Genomic DNA, 16,665 nt, shown 5'->3' on the forward strand with positions numbered 1-16,665 from the left:
GCGATCTAGATTGGGGACGGACCATCACGTGCCGACGCGTCGTGAGAGGAGCCGTGATGACGAGCGACAGTGCACTCGCGCTGCGCGAACTACTCACCGAACTACTCGGTGCCGAGCCTCCGTTCCGCCTGCGGACCTGGGACAACGCCGAGGCGGGCCCACCGGACGCACCGCTGCTGACCGTCGCGAACCGGCGAGCGCTGCGTCACCTGTTGTGGGCGCCCAACGAGCTGGGCCTGGCCCGCGCCTATGTCGCGGGCGACCTGGCGATCGCGGAGGACGGCACCGGCGGACCGGGCCTTCCGGGGGACGACGAGGAGCTGTTCGAGCTGCTCCGCCGGCTCGCCCATCTCGCCGAGAACCGCCCCGAACTGTCGCTGCGCCCGTCCACACGGACCCTGGTCGGCCCGGAGGGACGCCGGATGGTGGGCGCGGCGCTGCGCCTGGGCGCGATCGGTCCGCGTCCGCCGATCCCGCCGGAGGAGGCGCGGCGCAAGTCCGGCCCGGTCCACACGCTGCGCCGCGACCGGGCCGCCATCAGTCACCACTACGACGTCGGCAACGACTTCTACCGCCTGGTGCTGGGCCCCTCGCTGGTCTACTCGTGCGCGTACTGGCCGCCCGGGACCACCACGCTGGAGGGCGCGCAGGAGGCCAAGCTGGACCTCATCTGCCGCAAGCTGGGCCTGCACCAGCTGGGCGAGGGTGCCCGGCTGCTGGACGTCGGCTGCGGCTGGGGCTCGATGCTGCTGCACGCGGCGCAGCACTACGGCGTCACCGGCGTCGGCGTCACCCTCTCGGCCGAGCAGGCGCGCGGGGCGCGGGAGCGGATCGCGGAGGCCGGGCTGACGGACCGGCTGGAGATCAGACTGCAGGACTACCGCGAGGTCGATGACGGTCCGTTCGACGCGATCTCCAGCATCGGCATGGCCGAGCATGTGGGCGCGGAGCAGTACCGCCGCTACGCCCGCACCCTGCACGGGCTGCTGCGGCCGGGCGGACGCCTGCTCAACCATCAGATCGCCCGCCGTCCCGGCCGCCCGGGCGAGCCGTACCGGCTCAGCCCGTTCATCGCGGCCTACGTGTTCCCCGACGGCGAGCTGGCCCCGGTGGGCAGCACGGTCGAATGGCTGGAAGACGCCGGTTTCGAGGTCCGCGACGTTGAGTCGCTGCGCGAGCACTACGCGCTGACGCTGCGCCGCTGGGTGGCCAACCTGCGCGAGGAGTGGCCCCAGGCGGTCAAGCTGGCGGGCCTCGGCCGGGCCCGGGTCTGGCGGCTCTACATGGCCGCCTGCGCGCTGGCCTTCGAGGAGAACCGGATCGGGATCAACCAGGTGCTGGCCGTCAGAACGGACCCGGAGGGCCGCAGTGGACTCCCGCTCAGCCGCGGGGCGTGGCTCGGCGAGGACCTGCCGGCGCCTCCGTCAGCGGGCCCCTCAGCGGGCCCGTCAGCCTGACGGAGCATTCAGATTTCCGTCCGAATAGCGCCCGGATCTTGCCACGGTAAACTGACGGCATGACAGGACAAGTTCGCACCGTCGATGGGCGTGTCGCCGGACGGCGCGGGCAGGCGACGCGGCAGAAGCTGCTCGACTGCCTTCGCGAGATGCTGGCGACCTCGCCCTACCGGGACGTCAAGGTCATCGACGTCGCCCGGATGGCGGGTACCTCCCCCGCAACCTTCTACCAGTACTTCCCCGACGTCGAGGGCGCTGTCCTCGAGATCGCGGATGACATGGCCAAGGACGGCGCCGGCCTCAAGGACCTGGTCGCCGACAAGTCGTGGGTCGGCAAAGCCGGCTACCAGACGGCAGAGGAGCTGGTCGACGGCTTCCTCTCCTTCTGGCGCGACAACGAGGCCATCCTCCGTGTCGTGACGTTGGGCTCGGCCGAAGGGGACAAGCGGTTCTTCAAGATCCGCATGAAGATCCTCAACGCCGTGACCAACTCGCTCACGGACTCCCTCAAGGCCATGCAGGCCTCTGGCAAGGCGGACAAGTCGGTCAGCGCGCCGGCTGTCGCCGGCTCCCTGGTGGCGATGCTGGCCGCCGTCGCGGAGCACCAGAAGGGGTTCGACTCCTGGGGCGTCAAGGCCAAGGAGCTCACCCCGAACCTGGCCCTGCTGGTCTACCTCGGCATGACCGGCAAGAAGCCGCCGAAGTAGCCCTCGAGCACAGGCTTCACCCTTCATGACGGAGCCATGGGCCCGGTCGCCTGTCCGCCGGCGCTAGCGCCGGGCTGTGCCTCGGGGGAGGTACGTCCAGCGCATCCATGCTCCGTTCCCACTAGGGCGGTACCGTCTCTGACCTGACGGTGCCGCCCTTGACCTTTTCCTTTGCCGTGGGTCAACACCAGGGAAAGTTGCACTCCCCAGGGGCGCGGGGAACTGCGCGAGTAACCACCCTGTGCGGATGGCCCTGCACGTTGAGGACCATCCGCATGCCGGTGGTTTGTCGCGCAGTTCCCCGCGCCCCTAGGTAGTGCAACGGACCCTCTGCTCAATCCCCTCTGGGTTCCAGCTGAAAAACCCGGATCTGCCGCTCCACCCGTGCTTGGTACTGCGCGTACGGCGGCCACATCCGCAGCAGCGCCGACCACGCCGCCTCCCGCTCGTCGCCCTCCAGCATGCGGGCGCGGACCGCGCTGGTGCGACCCCGGTGCTCGACAGTGGCCTCCGCGTCCGCCAGCAGGTTTCCCGTCCAGGCCGGGTGGGACGTGCGTCCGAAATTGCTGCCGACCACGAGGAACGTCCCGTCCTCGCGCGGCATGCACGCGAGTGGCGTGGTCCGCGGTTCGCCGCTCTTCCGGCCCGTCGTCGTCAGGAACAACGACGGGAGCATCCACTGACTCAGCATGAACTTGCCGCCGCTCAGCCGGTGCACCGCCTTGTCGAGGCGGGGGACGATGCTGGGGGCGATCTTCGCGAAGGTCGGTGTCGCCGAGACCTTCTGCATCAGGGTCTCCATCACCTCGGCTCGCCTCCCGCCAGGACGCCCGCCAGTTCCGCCGCCCGCGCGCGCAGCAGATGCGGTGGGCCGAAGAGCAGTTCGTCGGCTGCCGCGCGCTTGAAGTACAGGTGCGCGTCGTGTTCCCAGGTGATGGCGATGCCGCCGTGCAGCTGGATCGCCTCCGCCGCCGCGACCCGCTGCGCCGTCAGCGCGTGGGCGAGGGCGAGCAGCGCGGGGACGGGTTGGTCGGGGCCCGCCCACGCGGCGTAGAGCATCGCGCTGCGGGCGGTCTCGACCGCGACGTAGACGTCGGCCAGCCGATGCTTGACGGCCTGGAACGAGCCGATCGCGCGCCCGAACTGCTGCCTGACCTGCACGTATTCGACGGTCCTCGCCAGCGCCTGCGCCGCCGCGCCCACCGCCTCCGCAGCGACGGCGATCGCCGCCTCGCGGCCGAGCCGGGTCAGCGCGGGGCCCACGTCCACGGTCGGGTCGCCGAGTGGCTGTGCCGGCACGTCGCGGAGTTCGACGCGGCCGACGCTGCGGGTCTGGTCGATGCCCGCGCTGCGTTCGCGATGGACGCCGGGGGTGTCGGCCGGGACGACGAAGAGCACCGTCCGGCTGCGCGGGAAGCCGCCGGTGTGCGCCGCGACGACCAGCAGGTCCGCGCGGGCGCCGTCCAGCGCGTACTCGGCCTCGCCGTAGAGGGACCAGGAGCCGTCCTCGGCGGACGGCACGGGCTTGGCCTGGACGCCGCCCGCGCGTCCGCCGCCCGAGGGGACGTCCCCGGGCAGGGGCGCGGTGCGCGGGTCCGGCGCCAGGCCGAGGGCCAGCGCGGGGGTTCCGGGCAGGACCAGCGCGGCGGTCTGCGCGCCGGAGGCGAGCGCGGGCAGCAGCGCGTCGCGCTGCTCCTCCGTGCCGCAGGCGGTGATCGCTCCCGCCGCCAGCACCGAGCTGGCCAGCAGCGGCGAGGAGAGCAGCACCCGACCTGCCTCCTCGCAGGCGAGCGCCAGCTCGACCCGGCCCAGCCCGGTGCCGCCATGGCGCTCGGGCAGGGCCAGCCCGGCCAGGCCGAGTTGCTCGGCGAGGCGTTTCCACAGTTCCACGTCGTAGCCGAGGGACGACGCCGCCGCGACGCGGACCTCGTCCGGCCCGGCCTGCTTGGCGAGGGCGTCGCGCAGGGCGCGGGCTATCTCGTCCTGTTCCTGGGTGAGTGCGGGATCCATGCCGCCTCCTGGCCTCGGGGCAAGGGCTGAGCGTGCCGGAACGGATAACTGACGGATCGTCATCCTAGGAGCAGGCACCCGGGACGCACAGGGGCGCGGGCCAGAAATCTGATGTATCGTCAGATCTATGACTGCTGCTGCTCCCAGCGCTCCGCGGCCGGGTCGACTCGGCCATCCCGTCCCCGACGACGCGCCGCTCGGCGGCGGGCGACGCAGGCGGGTGGCGGTCGTCGGCGTCGCCCTGAGCGACTGCGGGCGGGTCGACGAGCTGACGCCCTATCAACTCCACGCGCAGGCGGCACGTCGGGCGTTGGCCGACTCCGGGTTGTCCAAGGACGTGATCGACGGGGTGGCCTCGGCGGGGCTCGGGATCCTCGCGCCGGTCGAGGTCTCCGAGTACCTCGGCTTGCGGCCCACCTGGACCGACTCCACCTCGGTCGGCGGCTCCACCTGGGAGGTCATGGCCGCGCACGCCGCCGACGCGATCGCGGCGGGGCACGCCAACGCGGTGCTGCTGGTCTACGGGTCCACGGCGCGCGCCGACCTCAAGGCACGGCGGCGGACGGCGGGGATCGCGCTCGGCGCGCGCGGCCCGCTGCAGTTCGAGGCGCCCTACGGGCACACGCTGATCGCCAAGTACGCGATGGCGGCCCGCCGCCACATGCACGAGTACGGCACCACGCTGGAGCAGTTGGCGGGCGTCGCCGTCCAGGCCCGCGCCAACGCGGCGGCCAACCCGGACGCGATGTACCGGGACCCGATCACCGTCGACGAGGTGCTGGCCGGGCCGATGATGGCCGACCCGTTCACCAAGCTGCACTGCTGCATCCGCTCGGACGGCGGCTGCGCGGTGCTGCTCGCCGCAGAGGACTACGTCCCGGACACGGTGCACGACCCGGTCTGGGTGCTGGGCACGGGCGAGTACCTGAGCCACAGCGCGATGTCGGAGTGGGAGGACTTCACCGTCTCCCCCACCGCGCACTCCGGCCGGCTCGCCTACGAGCGGGCCGGGGTGACGCCGGACGACATCGACCTGACCGAGCTCTACGACGCCTTCACCTACATGCCGTTGGTGGCACTCGAGGACCTCGGCTTCTGCGCCAAGGGCGAGGGCGGCGCCTTCGTCGACGCCAAGCCGGGCCGCCTGCTCCGCGACGGCGAGCTGCCCACCAACACCGACGGCGGCGGCCTCTCGGCCTGCCACCCTGGCATGCGCGGCCTCTTCCTGATCGTCGAGGCGGTCCGCCAACTCCGCCACGAGTACGCCACCACCGCCCCCGACCGCCAAGTCCCGAACCACCCACGACTCGCCCTGGTCAGCGGCACCGGCGGCTGGTTCTGCAGCTCGGGCACGCTGATCCTGGGGCGGTAGCGGCAGCAGCGCACGGGCCCACACCGCCGCCAGCACCGCGCTCCGCGCTCAGGGGCAGCGGATCACCTGGCCGGCGTAGGCCAGGCCGCCGCCGAAGCCGAAGAGGAGGACCGGGGCGCCGGAGGGGATCTCGCCGCGTTCGACGAGCTTGGAGAGGGCGAGCGGGACGGAGGCCGCCGAGGTGTTGCCGGATTCAACGACGTCGCGGGCGACGACCGCGTCCGGGGAGAGGCCGAGGCGGCTCGCGATGGCGTCGATGATGCGCAGGTTGGCCTGGTGCGGGACGAAGGCGGCGAGCTCGTCCGGGCGGACGCCCGCGCGTTCGCAGGCCTGGCGGGCGATCGGGGCGATCTGGGTGGTCGCCCAGCGGAAGACGGCCTGGCCCTGCTGGCTGATGGTCGGGTCCCAGCCGTCGATCCGGACCGCGTCGCCTCGGGTGGGGTCCGAGCCCCAGACGACCGGGCCGACGCCCGGGGCCGTTCCGGCGTCGGTGTCGGTCGCCTCAAGGACGGCCGCGCCCGCGCCGTCCGCGAAGATCACGCAGGTGCTGCGGTCGGTCCAGTCGACGGTGTCGGACATCTTCTCCGCGCCGATCACCAGCGCGCGGCGCGCGGCTCCGGCGCGGAGCGCGTGGTCGGCGGTGGCCAGGGCGTAGGAGAAGCCGGAGCAGACCGTGTTGACGTCGAACGCCGCCGGAGCGGGGATGCCGAGGCGGGCCGCGACCTGGGCGGCCGTGTTGGGGCTGCGGTCCTTGGCCGTGCAGGTGGCGACCACGACCAGGTCGACCGAGACGGCGTCGAAGCCGCTGGCGGCCAGCGCCTTGTCGGCGGCGCGGGTGGCCAGGTCGGCCACGGTCTCGTCGGGGGCGGCGATGTGGCGGGTGCGGATCCCGACGCGCGAGGTGATCCACTCGTCGTTGGTCTCCACCATGGCGGCGAGGTCGTCGTTGGTGAGCACCTTGGACGGCTGGTAGTGCCCCAGCGCGACGATGCGAGATCCGTTCATGCAACCACTCAAGCCGGTTACCGACGGGTCTCCGAAGAGGCTGCGAACAGGATCGACGTGTCGCAGCTGTAGATCCCGGACAAATTGCTTGGGATCGCTGGGCGCGCTACTGCGCCAGCGAGGCCGCGTCGCCCATCACGATGACCGGGTGCTTGCCCGGGTCCAGGTCCCGGAGCAGTATCGCCATGTCCGGCTTGGCGAGCGCGACGCAGCCGTGCGTGGGGCCGCCGTGGTCGACGTGGACCCAGATGCCGCCGCCGCGCGAGGCGCCCATCGGGCGCTCGGGGCTGAGCGGCGAGGTGCCGGGGACGTGGTTGTAGTTGATCGCGACCACGTAGTCGAACGCGTCGGCCAGCGACTCGCCCTCGAAGCCGGTGCCCGGGGACGTGAACGCCGTGGAGTGCAGGTAGGGCAGCTTGGTGCCGGGGTTCGCGTCCAGGCCGCCGGCGTCGGTCAGGCTGAAGACGCCGATCGGGCTGTGCAGGTCGCCCGCGTGGTGGTCGGTGGTCCAGCCGTCCAGGGCGTTGCGGGCGGGCCAGGTCGGGCCGGGGAGCCAGCTGCCGTCGGCGGCACGGGTGTAGAGCACCGCCGTGCCCGTGTTCTGGTTCCTGCCCTTGCCGGTGACCAGCAGGACCTGCTGCGCGTCGGCGGGGATCTGGCCGAGGAACCCCTGTCCGAGGCCCGGCAGTTGCCGCAGCTCGGACGCGGGCGCTGCGCGGTCGACGGAGCGGGAGGCGTCGCCCTGACCCGTCCGCGCGGGCACCGGCGCAGCGCTCGCTGCTGCCTGCGCGTCAGCGCTGTCCGTGTGGTGGGGGTGCATCAGACCGGCCACCGCCATCACCGCGACCGCCGCGACCGATCCCACGCCGAGGAAGCTCGTGCGCCGCAGCCGCTTGCGCCGGGCCTGGGCTCGGGCCGCCGCACGGGCCTGGGCGCGCGTGGGACGCGGAGCGTCCTCGGACGCCTGGGCGGCGGCCTGGTACGACGCGGAGCCGGTTCGTAGGTGGCTGGACATAGAGGGGATCCTCGCAGGTGATCGACGTGACGCGGACCGTGGAGCCGCCCTGCAGCCACCCTTCGGGTCGTCCGCCGGCGCCCTTGTGCCCCGGCATCACCCTCGCCACGCTACCCCCATCGAGTGATCACCCTCGGCAGCGGCATGCGGCGGTCGGCCCGTTTTTGACCCCGGATCAGCCGACCGCCCGTCCGTCCCCTCGACCGCTGACGCACCGTCCACCGGGCTGGATGGCGGACGGTGTCCGTCCGCACACACATCACCCGATGTGTCTAAGTTCACAGGTGGTACTCAGGTTCACGCCGGGCGGAAGACAGGCACCTTGGGACCCGGCTGACCGTCAGCGGCGAACGCCTCGAAGGCGACCAGAAGCGACATACCGACCTGAAGCCGCGTCGGTTCGCAGTCGACCAGCGTGGTCATCATCCGCGGACCCTCCGCCAGGTCGACCACCGCGGCGACATACGGAACCCGCTCGCGGAACGGCGGCAGGTCGTTGGCGTGGACGACGGACCAGGTGTAGAGCGTGGCCCGCCCGGAGGCGGGCTCCCAGCGGACGTCCTCGCTCCAGCAGTGCGGGCAGAACTCGCGCGGATAGTGGTGCGCCCGACCGCAGGCAGCGCAGCGGCGCAGCAGCAGTTGCCCCGGCGAGGCCGCGGCAGCGTCCCAGTACGGCTGCGTGAAGGCGTCGGGTTCCGGCAGGTCGGTGCGGTGGGGCGCGGTCGTCACGGTGTCAGCTCCCGGAGAACGATGAGTAGGGGGTCACGCGCCGAAGAGGTGCAGGACGCGGTCGAGCGACCAGCACTGCCAGCTCATCGCCAGCAGGCAGACCAGGGAGACCAGCGCCATCATCAGGTTCTGCCCCTGCTCGGCCCAGTCGTGGATCATCAGCACGAAGTAGAGGAGGTTGAGCAGCAGTCCGCAGGCCAGGGCGATCGGACTGAGCAGTCCGACGGTCAGCCCGAGGCCCAGCGCCAGCTCCGCGAAGACGACGACGTAGGCCATCGCCTTGGGCCTGGGCGCGACGATCCGGTCGAAGGACGAGCGGACGAACGGCCAACGGTGGCGCGAGGCGACGTCCTTGGCCCAGTCGATGCCGGTGGAGCGCTGCAGCCAGCCCTTCTTGTCCTTGTGCCGCCAGCTCTCCAGCCACCACAGCCCGAGGCCGATGCGGAGCACCGCGAACCACTGCCCGGCCGACAACCCGTACGTGTGCACCGTCTGCACCCGAAGTCACCCCTTGCGAGCTTCCGGCCAGGATTACTGACGCTCCGTCAGTTCTCTGGCCCCGGACTCTTCCTGCGACGCTCCCCCGACAGTAATCTGATGGTACGTCAGATTCTCTTGCCCGCCCACAGTCAGGATCGGAGGCAGCCATGCGGGACCCGGACATCGACACCGGCGCCGACACCGACGTGAGCGGCCGGCCCCTGCGCCCGCGAACGGTCGACCTGGACCGCTTCTTCCGCCCCACCTCCGTCGCCGTCATCGGCGCCTCGGACACACCGGGCCGCCCCAACACCGGGATCACCCGGCAGTTGCGCGCCTGGTCGGAGCGGGTCGGCGCACGGATGCACGCGGTCAACCCCGGCCGGGAGACGGTCGACGGACTGCCCTGCTACCCCGACCTCGCGTCCATCCCGTCCGAGCCCGGCGAGGACCCGATCGACCTGGCGGTGATCCTGCTGGCCGACCCGGCCGCGGTGGTGCCGCAGTTGGTCGAGGCCAAGGTGCGGTTCGCGGTCGCTTTCGCGTCCGGCTTCGCCGAGACCGGCGAGGAGGGCCGGGCGGCCCAGCGCCGCCTGGAACAGCTGATCGCGGACGCGCCCACGGGCCTTCGGCTGCTCGGCCCGAACACCAACCTCAACGCCTTCGAGCGGTTCCGCGACGACCTGAGCGGCCCGGCCATCGCGCTGATCACCCAGAGCGGCCACCAGGGCCGTCCCCTCTTCACCCTCCAGGAGCTCGGCATCCGACTGAGCCACTGGGCGCCGACCGGCAACGAGGCCGACCTCGAAGTCGCCGACTTCGTCCAGTGGTTCGCCGACCAGCCGGAGATCGGCGCGATCGCCGCCTACATCGAGGGCATCAAGGACGGCCGCGGCTTCCTGCTCGCCGCCGACCACGCGGCCCGGCGCGGCGTCCCGGTGGTCGCGGTCAAGGTCGGCCGCACCGACGAGGGCGCGCGGATGGCGCAGTCCCACACCGGCAAACTGACCGGCGCGGACGACGTGGTGGACGCGGCGTTCAAGCAGTACGGCGTGATCCGGGTGGACGGACTGGACGAACTCCAGGACACCGCAGCCCTGTTGGCGCGGGCCAAGCCGCCGACGGCACCGGGCGTCGTCGTCTACTCCATCTCCGGCGGCACCGGCGCGCACCTGGCGGACATGGCCTCGGCGGCCGGGCTCACCCTGCCGCAGCTCGGCCAGGCCAAGCAGGACGAACTGCACCAGTGGATCCCCGAGTACCTGAGCGTGGCCAACCCCGTCGACAACGGCGGCCACCCGGTGGGCGACTGGCGCGGCCGGAAGATCCTCGACGCGATCCTGGCCGACCCCGACGTGGGCGTGCTGATCTGCCCGATCACCGGCCCCTTCCCGCCGATGAGCGACAAGCTGGCGCAGGATTTGGTCGAGGTCGCCGAGACGACGGACAAGCTGGTCTGCGTCATCTGGGGCTCCCCGCTCGGGACCGAGGAGGCGTACCGGACCACGCTGCTGGGCTCGTCCCGGGTCGCGGTGTTCCGTACCTTCGGCAACTGCGTCAAGGCGGTTGCCGCCTACCTCAGGCACCACGAGTTCGTCAGCGACTACCACTCCCCCTTCGACGCCGCGCCGCGCGAGTCGTGCGCGGGCAAGGCGAAGGCGCAGCGGGTGCTGAAGCCGGGCGAGCAGCTCAGCGAGTTCGCCGCCAAGCAGCTGCTGCGCGCCTACGGCATCCGGGTGCCGCGCGAGCAGCTGGTCAACAGCGCGGCGGGCGCGGTGCGGGCGGCCGGGGTGGTCGGCTATCCGGTGGTGCTCAAGGGATCCGCGCCCGGGGTCGCCCACAAGACCGAGCTCGGGCTGGTCAAGGTCGGTCTCACCAGCGCCAGTCAGGTCCGCGACGCGTTCCGCGAGCTGACCGACAACGCGCGGGCGGCCGGGATACCCCGGCTGGACGGGGTGCTGGTCTGCCAGATGGTCGGCGCGGGCGTGGAGATGGTCGTCGGCATGGGCCGGGACGTCACCTTCGGCCCGACGGTGACGGTGGGCATGGGCGGCGTCTTCGTCGAGGTGCTGCGCGACACCGCCGTCCGGGTCCCACCCTTCGGCCCCGCCGACGTCCACGCGATGCTGCGTGAACTGCGCTGCTGGCCCCTGCTGGAGGGGGTGCGCGGACTGCCGCCGATGGACGTCGACGCGCTGGTGGACGTCGTGCTGCGGGTGCAGCGGATGGCGCTGGAGCTCGGCGACGACCTGGGCGAACTCGACATCAACCCGCTGGTGGTGCTGGAACGGGGCAAGGGAGCGGTGGCCTTGGACGCCTTGGCGGTGTGCCGGTGAGCGGGTTGCCGCTGAACGAGCTGCCGGTGAGCGAGCTGCTGGTGGAGTCGGCGGGCGCGGTGCGGCGGTTGACGCTGAACCGGCCCGACGCGCTGAACGCGATCACCGCGACGATGCGGGAGCGGCTGATCGCCGAGCTGGAGGCGGCGTCCGCCGATCCGGCGGTGCGGGTGGTCGTGCTGACCGGAGCCGGGCGGGCGTTCTGCTCCGGCGCGGACCTGAGCGGCGGCGCTGGCGGCGCGGGCGGCTCGACCGGTGAGCGGGTGGCCGGGGGCGTGGCGCGGATGCTGCGGCGCGGCGTGCAGCGGATGGTCGCCGCCGTGCTGGACTGCGAGAAGCCGGTGCTCTGCGCGCTCAACGGCGTGGCGGCGGGGGTGGGCGCGCAACTCGCGCTCGCCTGCGACCTGGTCGTCGCGGCGGAGAACGCGTCGCTGTTGCAGGTCTTCGCGCGGCGCGGGTTGGTACCGGACGGCGGCGCGGCGTATCTGCTGGCGCGGCTGGTCGGGCCGCAGCGGGCGAAGGAGCTGCTCTTCTTCGGGGACAAGGTGCGGGCGACGGAGGCCGAACGGCTTGGCCTGGTCAACCGGGTGGTGCCTGCGGAGGAGCTGGAGAAGACCGTGACCGAGTGGGCCGAGCGCTTGGCCGCCGGACCGACGCGGGCGTTCGCGCTGACCAAGGCGCTGGTCAACGCCTCGCTGGACGCCGACCGCGCGACGGCCTTCGCGGCGGAGGCGGTCGCGCAGGAGATCAACATGACGACGGCCGACGCCCAGGAGGGCGTGCGGGCGTTCGTCGAACGGCGGGACGCCCGGTTCGAGGGGCGTTGACCCCTCCTTTCCTGGTTCTCCTGAGGGAGCGACGCTCCGTCAGCTCTACTGGCAGTACCGGACACCCGGAGGATTCCCATGGGGCACGAAGGCATGGCGGTGGCGGCGGTCCGCTACCTGCGGGAGACCGGCGCGCCCCTGAGCGCCGGTCCGATGGCGACCCCGCTGCACGCGGTGGTCGAGGGCGAACCCGAGCTGGAGGCCGACGCCCGCGCGATGCGCGAGGCGCTCGGCCACTTCGCCACCGGCATCACCGTCATCACGGCAACGGCGGAGGACGGGTCACCGGTCGGCTTCGCCTGCCAGTCCTTCGCCTCGCTGTCGCTGGACCCGCCACTGGTCTGCTTCAACGTGGCACGCACGTCGTCGAGTTGGCCACGCATCGCGAAGGCGGGCGCGTTCTGCGTCAACGTGCTGGCGCATGACCAGCACGAGTTGTGCCGGTCCTTCGCGGTCAGCGCGTCGACGGGCGCGGACAAGTTCGCCGGCGTGGGGTGGGAGCGGTCCGCGGCGACGGGGTCGCCACGGCTGGACGGGGCGTTGGCGTGGGTCGACTGCACGGTGCATGCGGTGCACACCGGTGGCGACCATTTGATCGTGCTGGGCCGGGTGCGCGAGCTGGCGGCACCGCGGGGCGGGGAGGCCGGGCCGCTGGTGTTCTATCGCAGTGCGTTCCGGCTCCTTCAGGACGACTGACACGCTGTAGTTGCACTACTTAGGGGCGCGGGGAACTGCGCGACAATCCCCCTGGCCTTCGGCCGGGAGGTGCCCCCATCCGGCATGCGGATGGTCCTCAACGAGCAGGGCCATCCGCACAGGGTGGTTGCTCGCGCCCACGCGGCGGAGCCGCACATCAGCAGAGCCTCGCGCCCCTGGATAGTGCAACGTCCCATGTCAGCCGATCAGAACGTCAGCACCGCCCGCGCCACTCCGCCCGTGTGCGTCGCCTCTGCCGCCTCCTCGAACGACTCGACGGGGAACGTGCACGTCACCAACTCGTCGAGCAGCAGCCGGCCCGCGCCGTACAGCTGCGCGTAACGCGCGATGTCGCGCTGCGGTCGGGACGACCCGTAGCGGCAGCCCAGGATGGACTTGTCCAGGAACAGTTCCGCCGGGCGGAACTGCGCCTCGGCCTCGACGCCGGGCATGCCCAGCAGGACCGCCTGACCGTGGCGGTCGATCATGTCGATGGCCTGCCGGGTCAGCGCGGTCGGACCCACGCACTCGAAGGCGTGGTCGACGCCGTACGGGACCAGCGCGCGGACCGCCGCCACCGTGTCGTCCACCGCGCGCGCGTCGACGAAGTCCGTCGCGCCGAAGGTACGGGCGATGGACTCCTTCTCCGCCACCGCGTCGATCGCGATGATCCGTGAGGCGCCCGCGATCCGCGCGCCCTGGATGACGTTGAGGCCGATGCCGCCGCAGCCGATCACCGCGACGGTGTCGCCGATCTCCACCTTGGCGCGGTTCAGCACCGCGCCCACACCCGTGAGCACGCCGCAGCCGATCAGCGCCGCCGAGGTGAACGGGATGCCCCGGTCGATCGGCACCACCTGGACCGCCTTGACCACCGTCCGCTCCGCGAAGACGGACGTGGAGGCGAAGTTGTAGAGCGGCTGCCCGTCGCGGGTGAAGGGCTTGCCGGGCATGCCGATCGCCTTGCGGCACATGGTCGGCCGACCGCGTCCGCACTCGCGGCAGGTGCCGCAGCTGGCCAGGGTGGAGAGGGCGACGTGGTCGCCCGGCTGGACGTGGGCCACCCCCTCGCCGACGGACTCGACGGTGCCCGCGCCCTCGTGCCCGAGGACCACCGGGACGGGGAACGGGATGGTCCCGTCGATCACGGACAGGTCACTGTGGCACAGGCCCGCCGCCGCGATCCTCACCATGACCTCGCCCGGGCCCGGCTCACGCACCGTCAGGTCGTCCACCACCTGCGGGGCCTTGCCGTCGAAGATGACGCCTTTCATGGTGCCTTCCCTTCCTCCTGAACGGGTCCGCCGCTCAGGACTGCCAGACGACGGCCTGCTGCTCGCTGTAGGCGTGGAGGCCGTAGGAGCCTCCGTCGCGGCCGACCCCGCTCTGCTTGAAGCCGCCGAACGGCGTCTCCGGGTGGCGCTGCGCGGTGTTGATGCCGACGTTGCCGGTGCGCAGCCGGGCGGCCAGCGTGTAGGCGCGGGCGGCGTCGGCGGTGAAGATGTAGTCGTAGAGGCCGTACTCGGTGGAGTTGGCGATGGTGATCGCCTCCTCCTCGTCGTCGAACGGGATCACCACGACGACCGGGCCGAAGACCTCCTCGCGGGCGATGGTCATCTCCGGTGTCACGTCGGCCAGCAGGGTCGGCGCGACGAAGAAGCCGGTGCCCGGCAGGTCGGCCGCGTCGGCGGTGCGCTCCTTGCGGGTACCGCCGGTGACCAGGCGCGCGCCCTCGCCGATCGCGCCCGCGATGTAGCCCTCGACGCGGTCGCGGTGGACCGCCGAGACGACCGGGCCGACCACCGTCTTCGGGGACAGCGGGTCGCCGACCGGCAGCCGCGCGGCGAACTGCGCCAGCCCGGCCACCAGTTCGTCGTAGCGGGAGCGGTGGACCAGCGCGCGGGTGGGCGCGGTGCAGATCTGGCCGGAGTGGAAGGCCCAGGTCGAGCCGATGGCCATGACCGCCTTGCCGAGGTCGGCATCCTCCAGCAAGATGGCCGCGCCTTTGCCGCCCAGCTCCATCAGCAACCGCTTCATGGTCGCGCCGCCGTCGGTGGCGATCCGGCGGCCGACGGTGGTCGAGCCGGTGAAGCTGATCATGTCGACGTCGGGCGAGGCGACGAGCGCCGCGCCGGCGGCCGAGCCCGAGTCCGTGACCACGTTGAAGATCCCGGCGGGCGCGCCCGCGTCCAGGAAGATCTCGCCCAACTTGAGGCAGGCCAGCGGGTCCTGGGGCGCGGGCTTGGCGACGACGGTGTTGCCCATCGCCAGCGCGGGCGCGAGCTTCCCGGCCAGGTTGACGATCGGGAAGTTGTAGGAGGTGATGCAGCCGACCACGCCGACGGGACGCCGCGCGGCGGCGGCATTGGTCAGCCCGCCCGCGGCGAGCGGGGTCGCCGCTACGGGATGCGCGGGGAAGGAGTCGACGGTCGGCTCCAGCGCGCCGCGCGCGTAGCGGCGGAACCGGTCCGCGACGACCGGCAGTTGCATAGTCGAGGCGACGCGGATGGTCGCGCCGGTCTCGGCCTGGAGCAGGGGCACGAACTCCTCGGCGCGCTCCGTCACCAGGTCGGCGATCCGCTCCAGCAGGGCCGCGCGGGCGGCGGGCGAGGTGGCGGCCCAGTGCTTCTGCGCCCGCCGCGCGGCGGCGATCGCGGCGGCGACGTCCGAGGCGGACGCCTCGGGTGCGTGGCCGACCAGGGACTCGGTGCCGGGGTTGATGACCGGGTACGTCCCGTCGCCGCCCTCGCGCCAGGTGTTGTCGATGAAGAGCCGGTGCGTGTCGGGATGGTGCGCTTCCTGCTTGTGCGCAGTGGTCATGCGGAGCACGTCCTTACCGGAGTGGAGGGGAGCCGGGTCAGCCTCGGGGCAGTCCGAGGACGCGCTCGGCGATGATGTTCCGCTGGATCTGGTCGCTGCCGCCGTAGATGGTGTCGGCGCGGGAGAAGAGCAGCGTGTGCTGGGCGGACGTGAGCGGGTAGCCGTCGACTTGGTGGGCCCGGCCGCCCGCGAACGCGCCCGGCAGGCCCTGGACCTGGACGGCCAGCTCGCCGAGCCGCTGGTGCCAGTTGGCCCACACCAGCTTGGCGACCGCCGCCGTGGCCGGCTCGGCGGTACCGAGAGTCCGCAGCGCGTTGGCCCGCATCACCTGGAGGTCCGCCCACTGGCGGGTCAGCGCCTCACGCAGCACCGGATCCCTGTCGGCGCCGGTCAGCGCCGCGGCGCGGAGGACCGCGTCCAGCTCGCGGGCGTAGCCGATCTGACGGCCCAGCATGCCCGCGCCGCGCTCGAAGGAGAGCAGCGTCATGGCGATCCGCCAGCCGTCGCCGACCGCGCCGAGCACGTCGACGGCGCGAGCCTGATCGAAGAAGACCTCGCTGAACTCGCTGACACCGTTGAGCTGTCGGATCGGGCGGACCTCGATCCGCGCGCCGTTCGGACCGGGCTGGTCCATCGGGAGCAGCAGCAGGCTGAGCCCGGCGTGACGCTGCGAACCCGGCTCGGTCCGGGCCAGCACGAAGCACCAGTCCGCCCACTGCGACAGCGAGGTCCAGGTCTTCTGTCCGCTGACCAGCCAGTCCCCCGACCCGTCCTCGGCCGGGACGGCGGAGGTGCGGACACCCGCCAGGTCGGAGCCGGCGTCCGGTTCGCTGTAGCCCTGGCACCAGATCGTCCCGCCCGAGGCGATGCCCGGCAGGTAGCGCTCACGCTGCTCCGCCGTGCCGTGCGCCAGCAGCGTCGGAGCGAGCAGCTGCTCGCCCACGATGCCGAGCGGGTCCGGGGCCTGGGCCCGCGCGTACTCCTCGAACCAGACGACCTGCCGGGTCAGGCTGTCGTCGGGCCAGCCCAGGCCGATCCAGCCGCCCGCGCCCAGCTCCCGCTCCCAGGCCCGCCGCCGCTCGGCGTCCTCGGGGACCTTGGCCCCGCGCAGGTCGGAGAAGGCGCCGCCTGCGCCGAGCCGTGCTTCCAGCCACTCCCTCGCCCGTGCGCGGAACTCCTCGTCCGCGGCGTCGAATGCGAAATCCATCGCC

Annotated in this window: 15 protein-coding genes; 6 read left to right on the forward strand and 9 right to left on the reverse strand. The window is 72.4% G+C overall.

Annotated features, from left to right (window positions below; all coding sequences use genetic code 11):
* Positions 1-56: 56 nt before the first annotated feature.
* Together I2501_RS33410 and I2501_RS33415 are read left to right on the forward strand one after the other, a co-directional pair.
* Positions 57-1,457: an SAM-dependent methyltransferase gene (locus I2501_RS33410; protein ID WP_196196751.1), complete on the forward strand. Its 1,401-nt coding sequence runs from the start codon at positions 57-59 to the stop codon at positions 1,455-1,457.
* 59 nt (positions 1,458-1,516) lie between these two features.
* A complete protein-coding gene (locus I2501_RS33415; protein WP_196196750.1) occupies positions 1,517-2,164 on the forward strand; it encodes a TetR family transcriptional regulator in 648 nt (215 codons plus the stop codon).
* Positions 2,165-2,498: 334 nt separating this feature from the next.
* Here I2501_RS33415 and I2501_RS33420 read toward each other — a convergent pair whose 3' ends face one another.
* Together I2501_RS33420 and I2501_RS33425 are read right to left on the reverse strand one after the other, a co-directional pair.
* Positions 2,499-2,954, reverse strand: coding sequence for a nitroreductase family deazaflavin-dependent oxidoreductase (locus I2501_RS33420; RefSeq protein WP_236047489.1), 456 nt, complete (start codon positions 2,952-2,954; stop codon positions 2,499-2,501).
* An 11-nt stretch (positions 2,955-2,965) separates the two neighbouring features.
* Positions 2,966-4,174 (reverse strand): acyl-CoA dehydrogenase family protein, encoded by a 1,209-nt coding sequence (locus I2501_RS33425; RefSeq protein WP_196197298.1) that lies wholly within the window; start codon positions 4,172-4,174, stop codon positions 2,966-2,968.
* Between the two features lie 127 nt (positions 4,175-4,301).
* On the opposite strand from I2501_RS33425, the gene I2501_RS33430 reads away from it, so the two are divergent.
* Positions 4,302-5,546: a thiolase C-terminal domain-containing protein gene (locus I2501_RS33430; protein ID WP_196197299.1), complete on the forward strand. Its 1,245-nt coding sequence runs from the start codon at positions 4,302-4,304 to the stop codon at positions 5,544-5,546.
* 48 nt (positions 5,547-5,594) lie between these two features.
* Here I2501_RS33430 and I2501_RS33435 read toward each other — a convergent pair whose 3' ends face one another.
* The 4 genes from I2501_RS33435 to I2501_RS33450 all read right to left on the reverse strand — a co-directional run bounded on the left by I2501_RS33435 (position 5,595) and on the right by I2501_RS33450 (position 8,784).
* On the reverse strand, positions 5,595-6,551 hold the full coding sequence (locus I2501_RS33435; RefSeq protein ID WP_196197300.1) for a beta-ketoacyl-ACP synthase III: 957 nt from the start codon (positions 6,549-6,551) through the stop codon (positions 5,595-5,597).
* Positions 6,552-6,657: 106 nt separating this feature from the next.
* Positions 6,658-7,566 (reverse strand): L,D-transpeptidase family protein, encoded by a 909-nt coding sequence (locus I2501_RS33440; protein ID WP_236047491.1) that lies wholly within the window; start codon positions 7,564-7,566, stop codon positions 6,658-6,660.
* A gap of 297 nt (positions 7,567-7,863) precedes the next feature.
* A complete protein-coding gene (locus tag I2501_RS33445; protein WP_196197301.1) occupies positions 7,864-8,295 on the reverse strand; it encodes a Zn-ribbon domain-containing OB-fold protein in 432 nt (143 codons plus the stop codon).
* Positions 8,296-8,328: 33 nt separating this feature from the next.
* On the reverse strand, positions 8,329-8,784 hold the full coding sequence (locus I2501_RS33450; RefSeq protein ID WP_196197478.1) for a DoxX family membrane protein: 456 nt from the start codon (positions 8,782-8,784) through the stop codon (positions 8,329-8,331).
* Between the two features lie 158 nt (positions 8,785-8,942).
* Here I2501_RS33450 and I2501_RS33455 point away from each other — a divergent pair, with 158 nt between their 5' ends.
* From I2501_RS33455 to I2501_RS33465, 3 genes are all read left to right on the forward strand, one after another.
* Positions 8,943-11,111, forward strand: coding sequence for an acetate--CoA ligase family protein (locus I2501_RS33455; protein WP_196197302.1), 2,169 nt, complete (start codon positions 8,943-8,945; stop codon positions 11,109-11,111).
* A gap of 20 nt (positions 11,112-11,131) precedes the next feature.
* The gene (locus I2501_RS33460) at positions 11,132-11,938 is read left to right on the forward strand and encodes an enoyl-CoA hydratase/isomerase family protein (RefSeq protein ID WP_196197479.1); all 807 of its coding nucleotides are present in this window, start codon (positions 11,132-11,134) and stop codon (positions 11,936-11,938) included.
* 78 nt (positions 11,939-12,016) lie between these two features.
* Positions 12,017-12,634, forward strand: coding sequence for a flavin reductase family protein (locus I2501_RS33465; RefSeq protein ID WP_196197303.1), 618 nt, complete (start codon positions 12,017-12,019; stop codon positions 12,632-12,634).
* Between the two features lie 206 nt (positions 12,635-12,840).
* On the opposite strand, the gene I2501_RS33470 is transcribed toward I2501_RS33465, so the two are convergent.
* The 3 genes from I2501_RS33470 to I2501_RS33480 are packed head-to-tail and all read right to left on the reverse strand — an operon-like array spanning position 12,841 to position 16,661.
* Positions 12,841-13,908 (reverse strand): Zn-dependent alcohol dehydrogenase, encoded by a 1,068-nt coding sequence (locus I2501_RS33470; RefSeq protein WP_196197304.1) that lies wholly within the window; start codon positions 13,906-13,908, stop codon positions 12,841-12,843.
* A 34-nt stretch (positions 13,909-13,942) separates the two neighbouring features.
* Positions 13,943-15,454 (reverse strand): aldehyde dehydrogenase family protein, encoded by a 1,512-nt coding sequence (locus I2501_RS33475; RefSeq protein WP_196197305.1) that lies wholly within the window; start codon positions 15,452-15,454, stop codon positions 13,943-13,945.
* Between the two features lie 37 nt (positions 15,455-15,491).
* Positions 15,492-16,661: an acyl-CoA dehydrogenase family protein gene (locus tag I2501_RS33480; RefSeq protein ID WP_196197306.1), complete on the reverse strand. Its 1,170-nt coding sequence runs from the start codon at positions 16,659-16,661 to the stop codon at positions 15,492-15,494.
* Positions 16,662-16,665 lie beyond the last annotated feature (4 nt).

This window comes from Streptacidiphilus fuscans, assembly GCF_015690355.1.
Lineage (GTDB): Bacteria > Actinomycetota > Actinomycetes > Streptomycetales > Streptomycetaceae > Streptacidiphilus > Streptacidiphilus fuscans.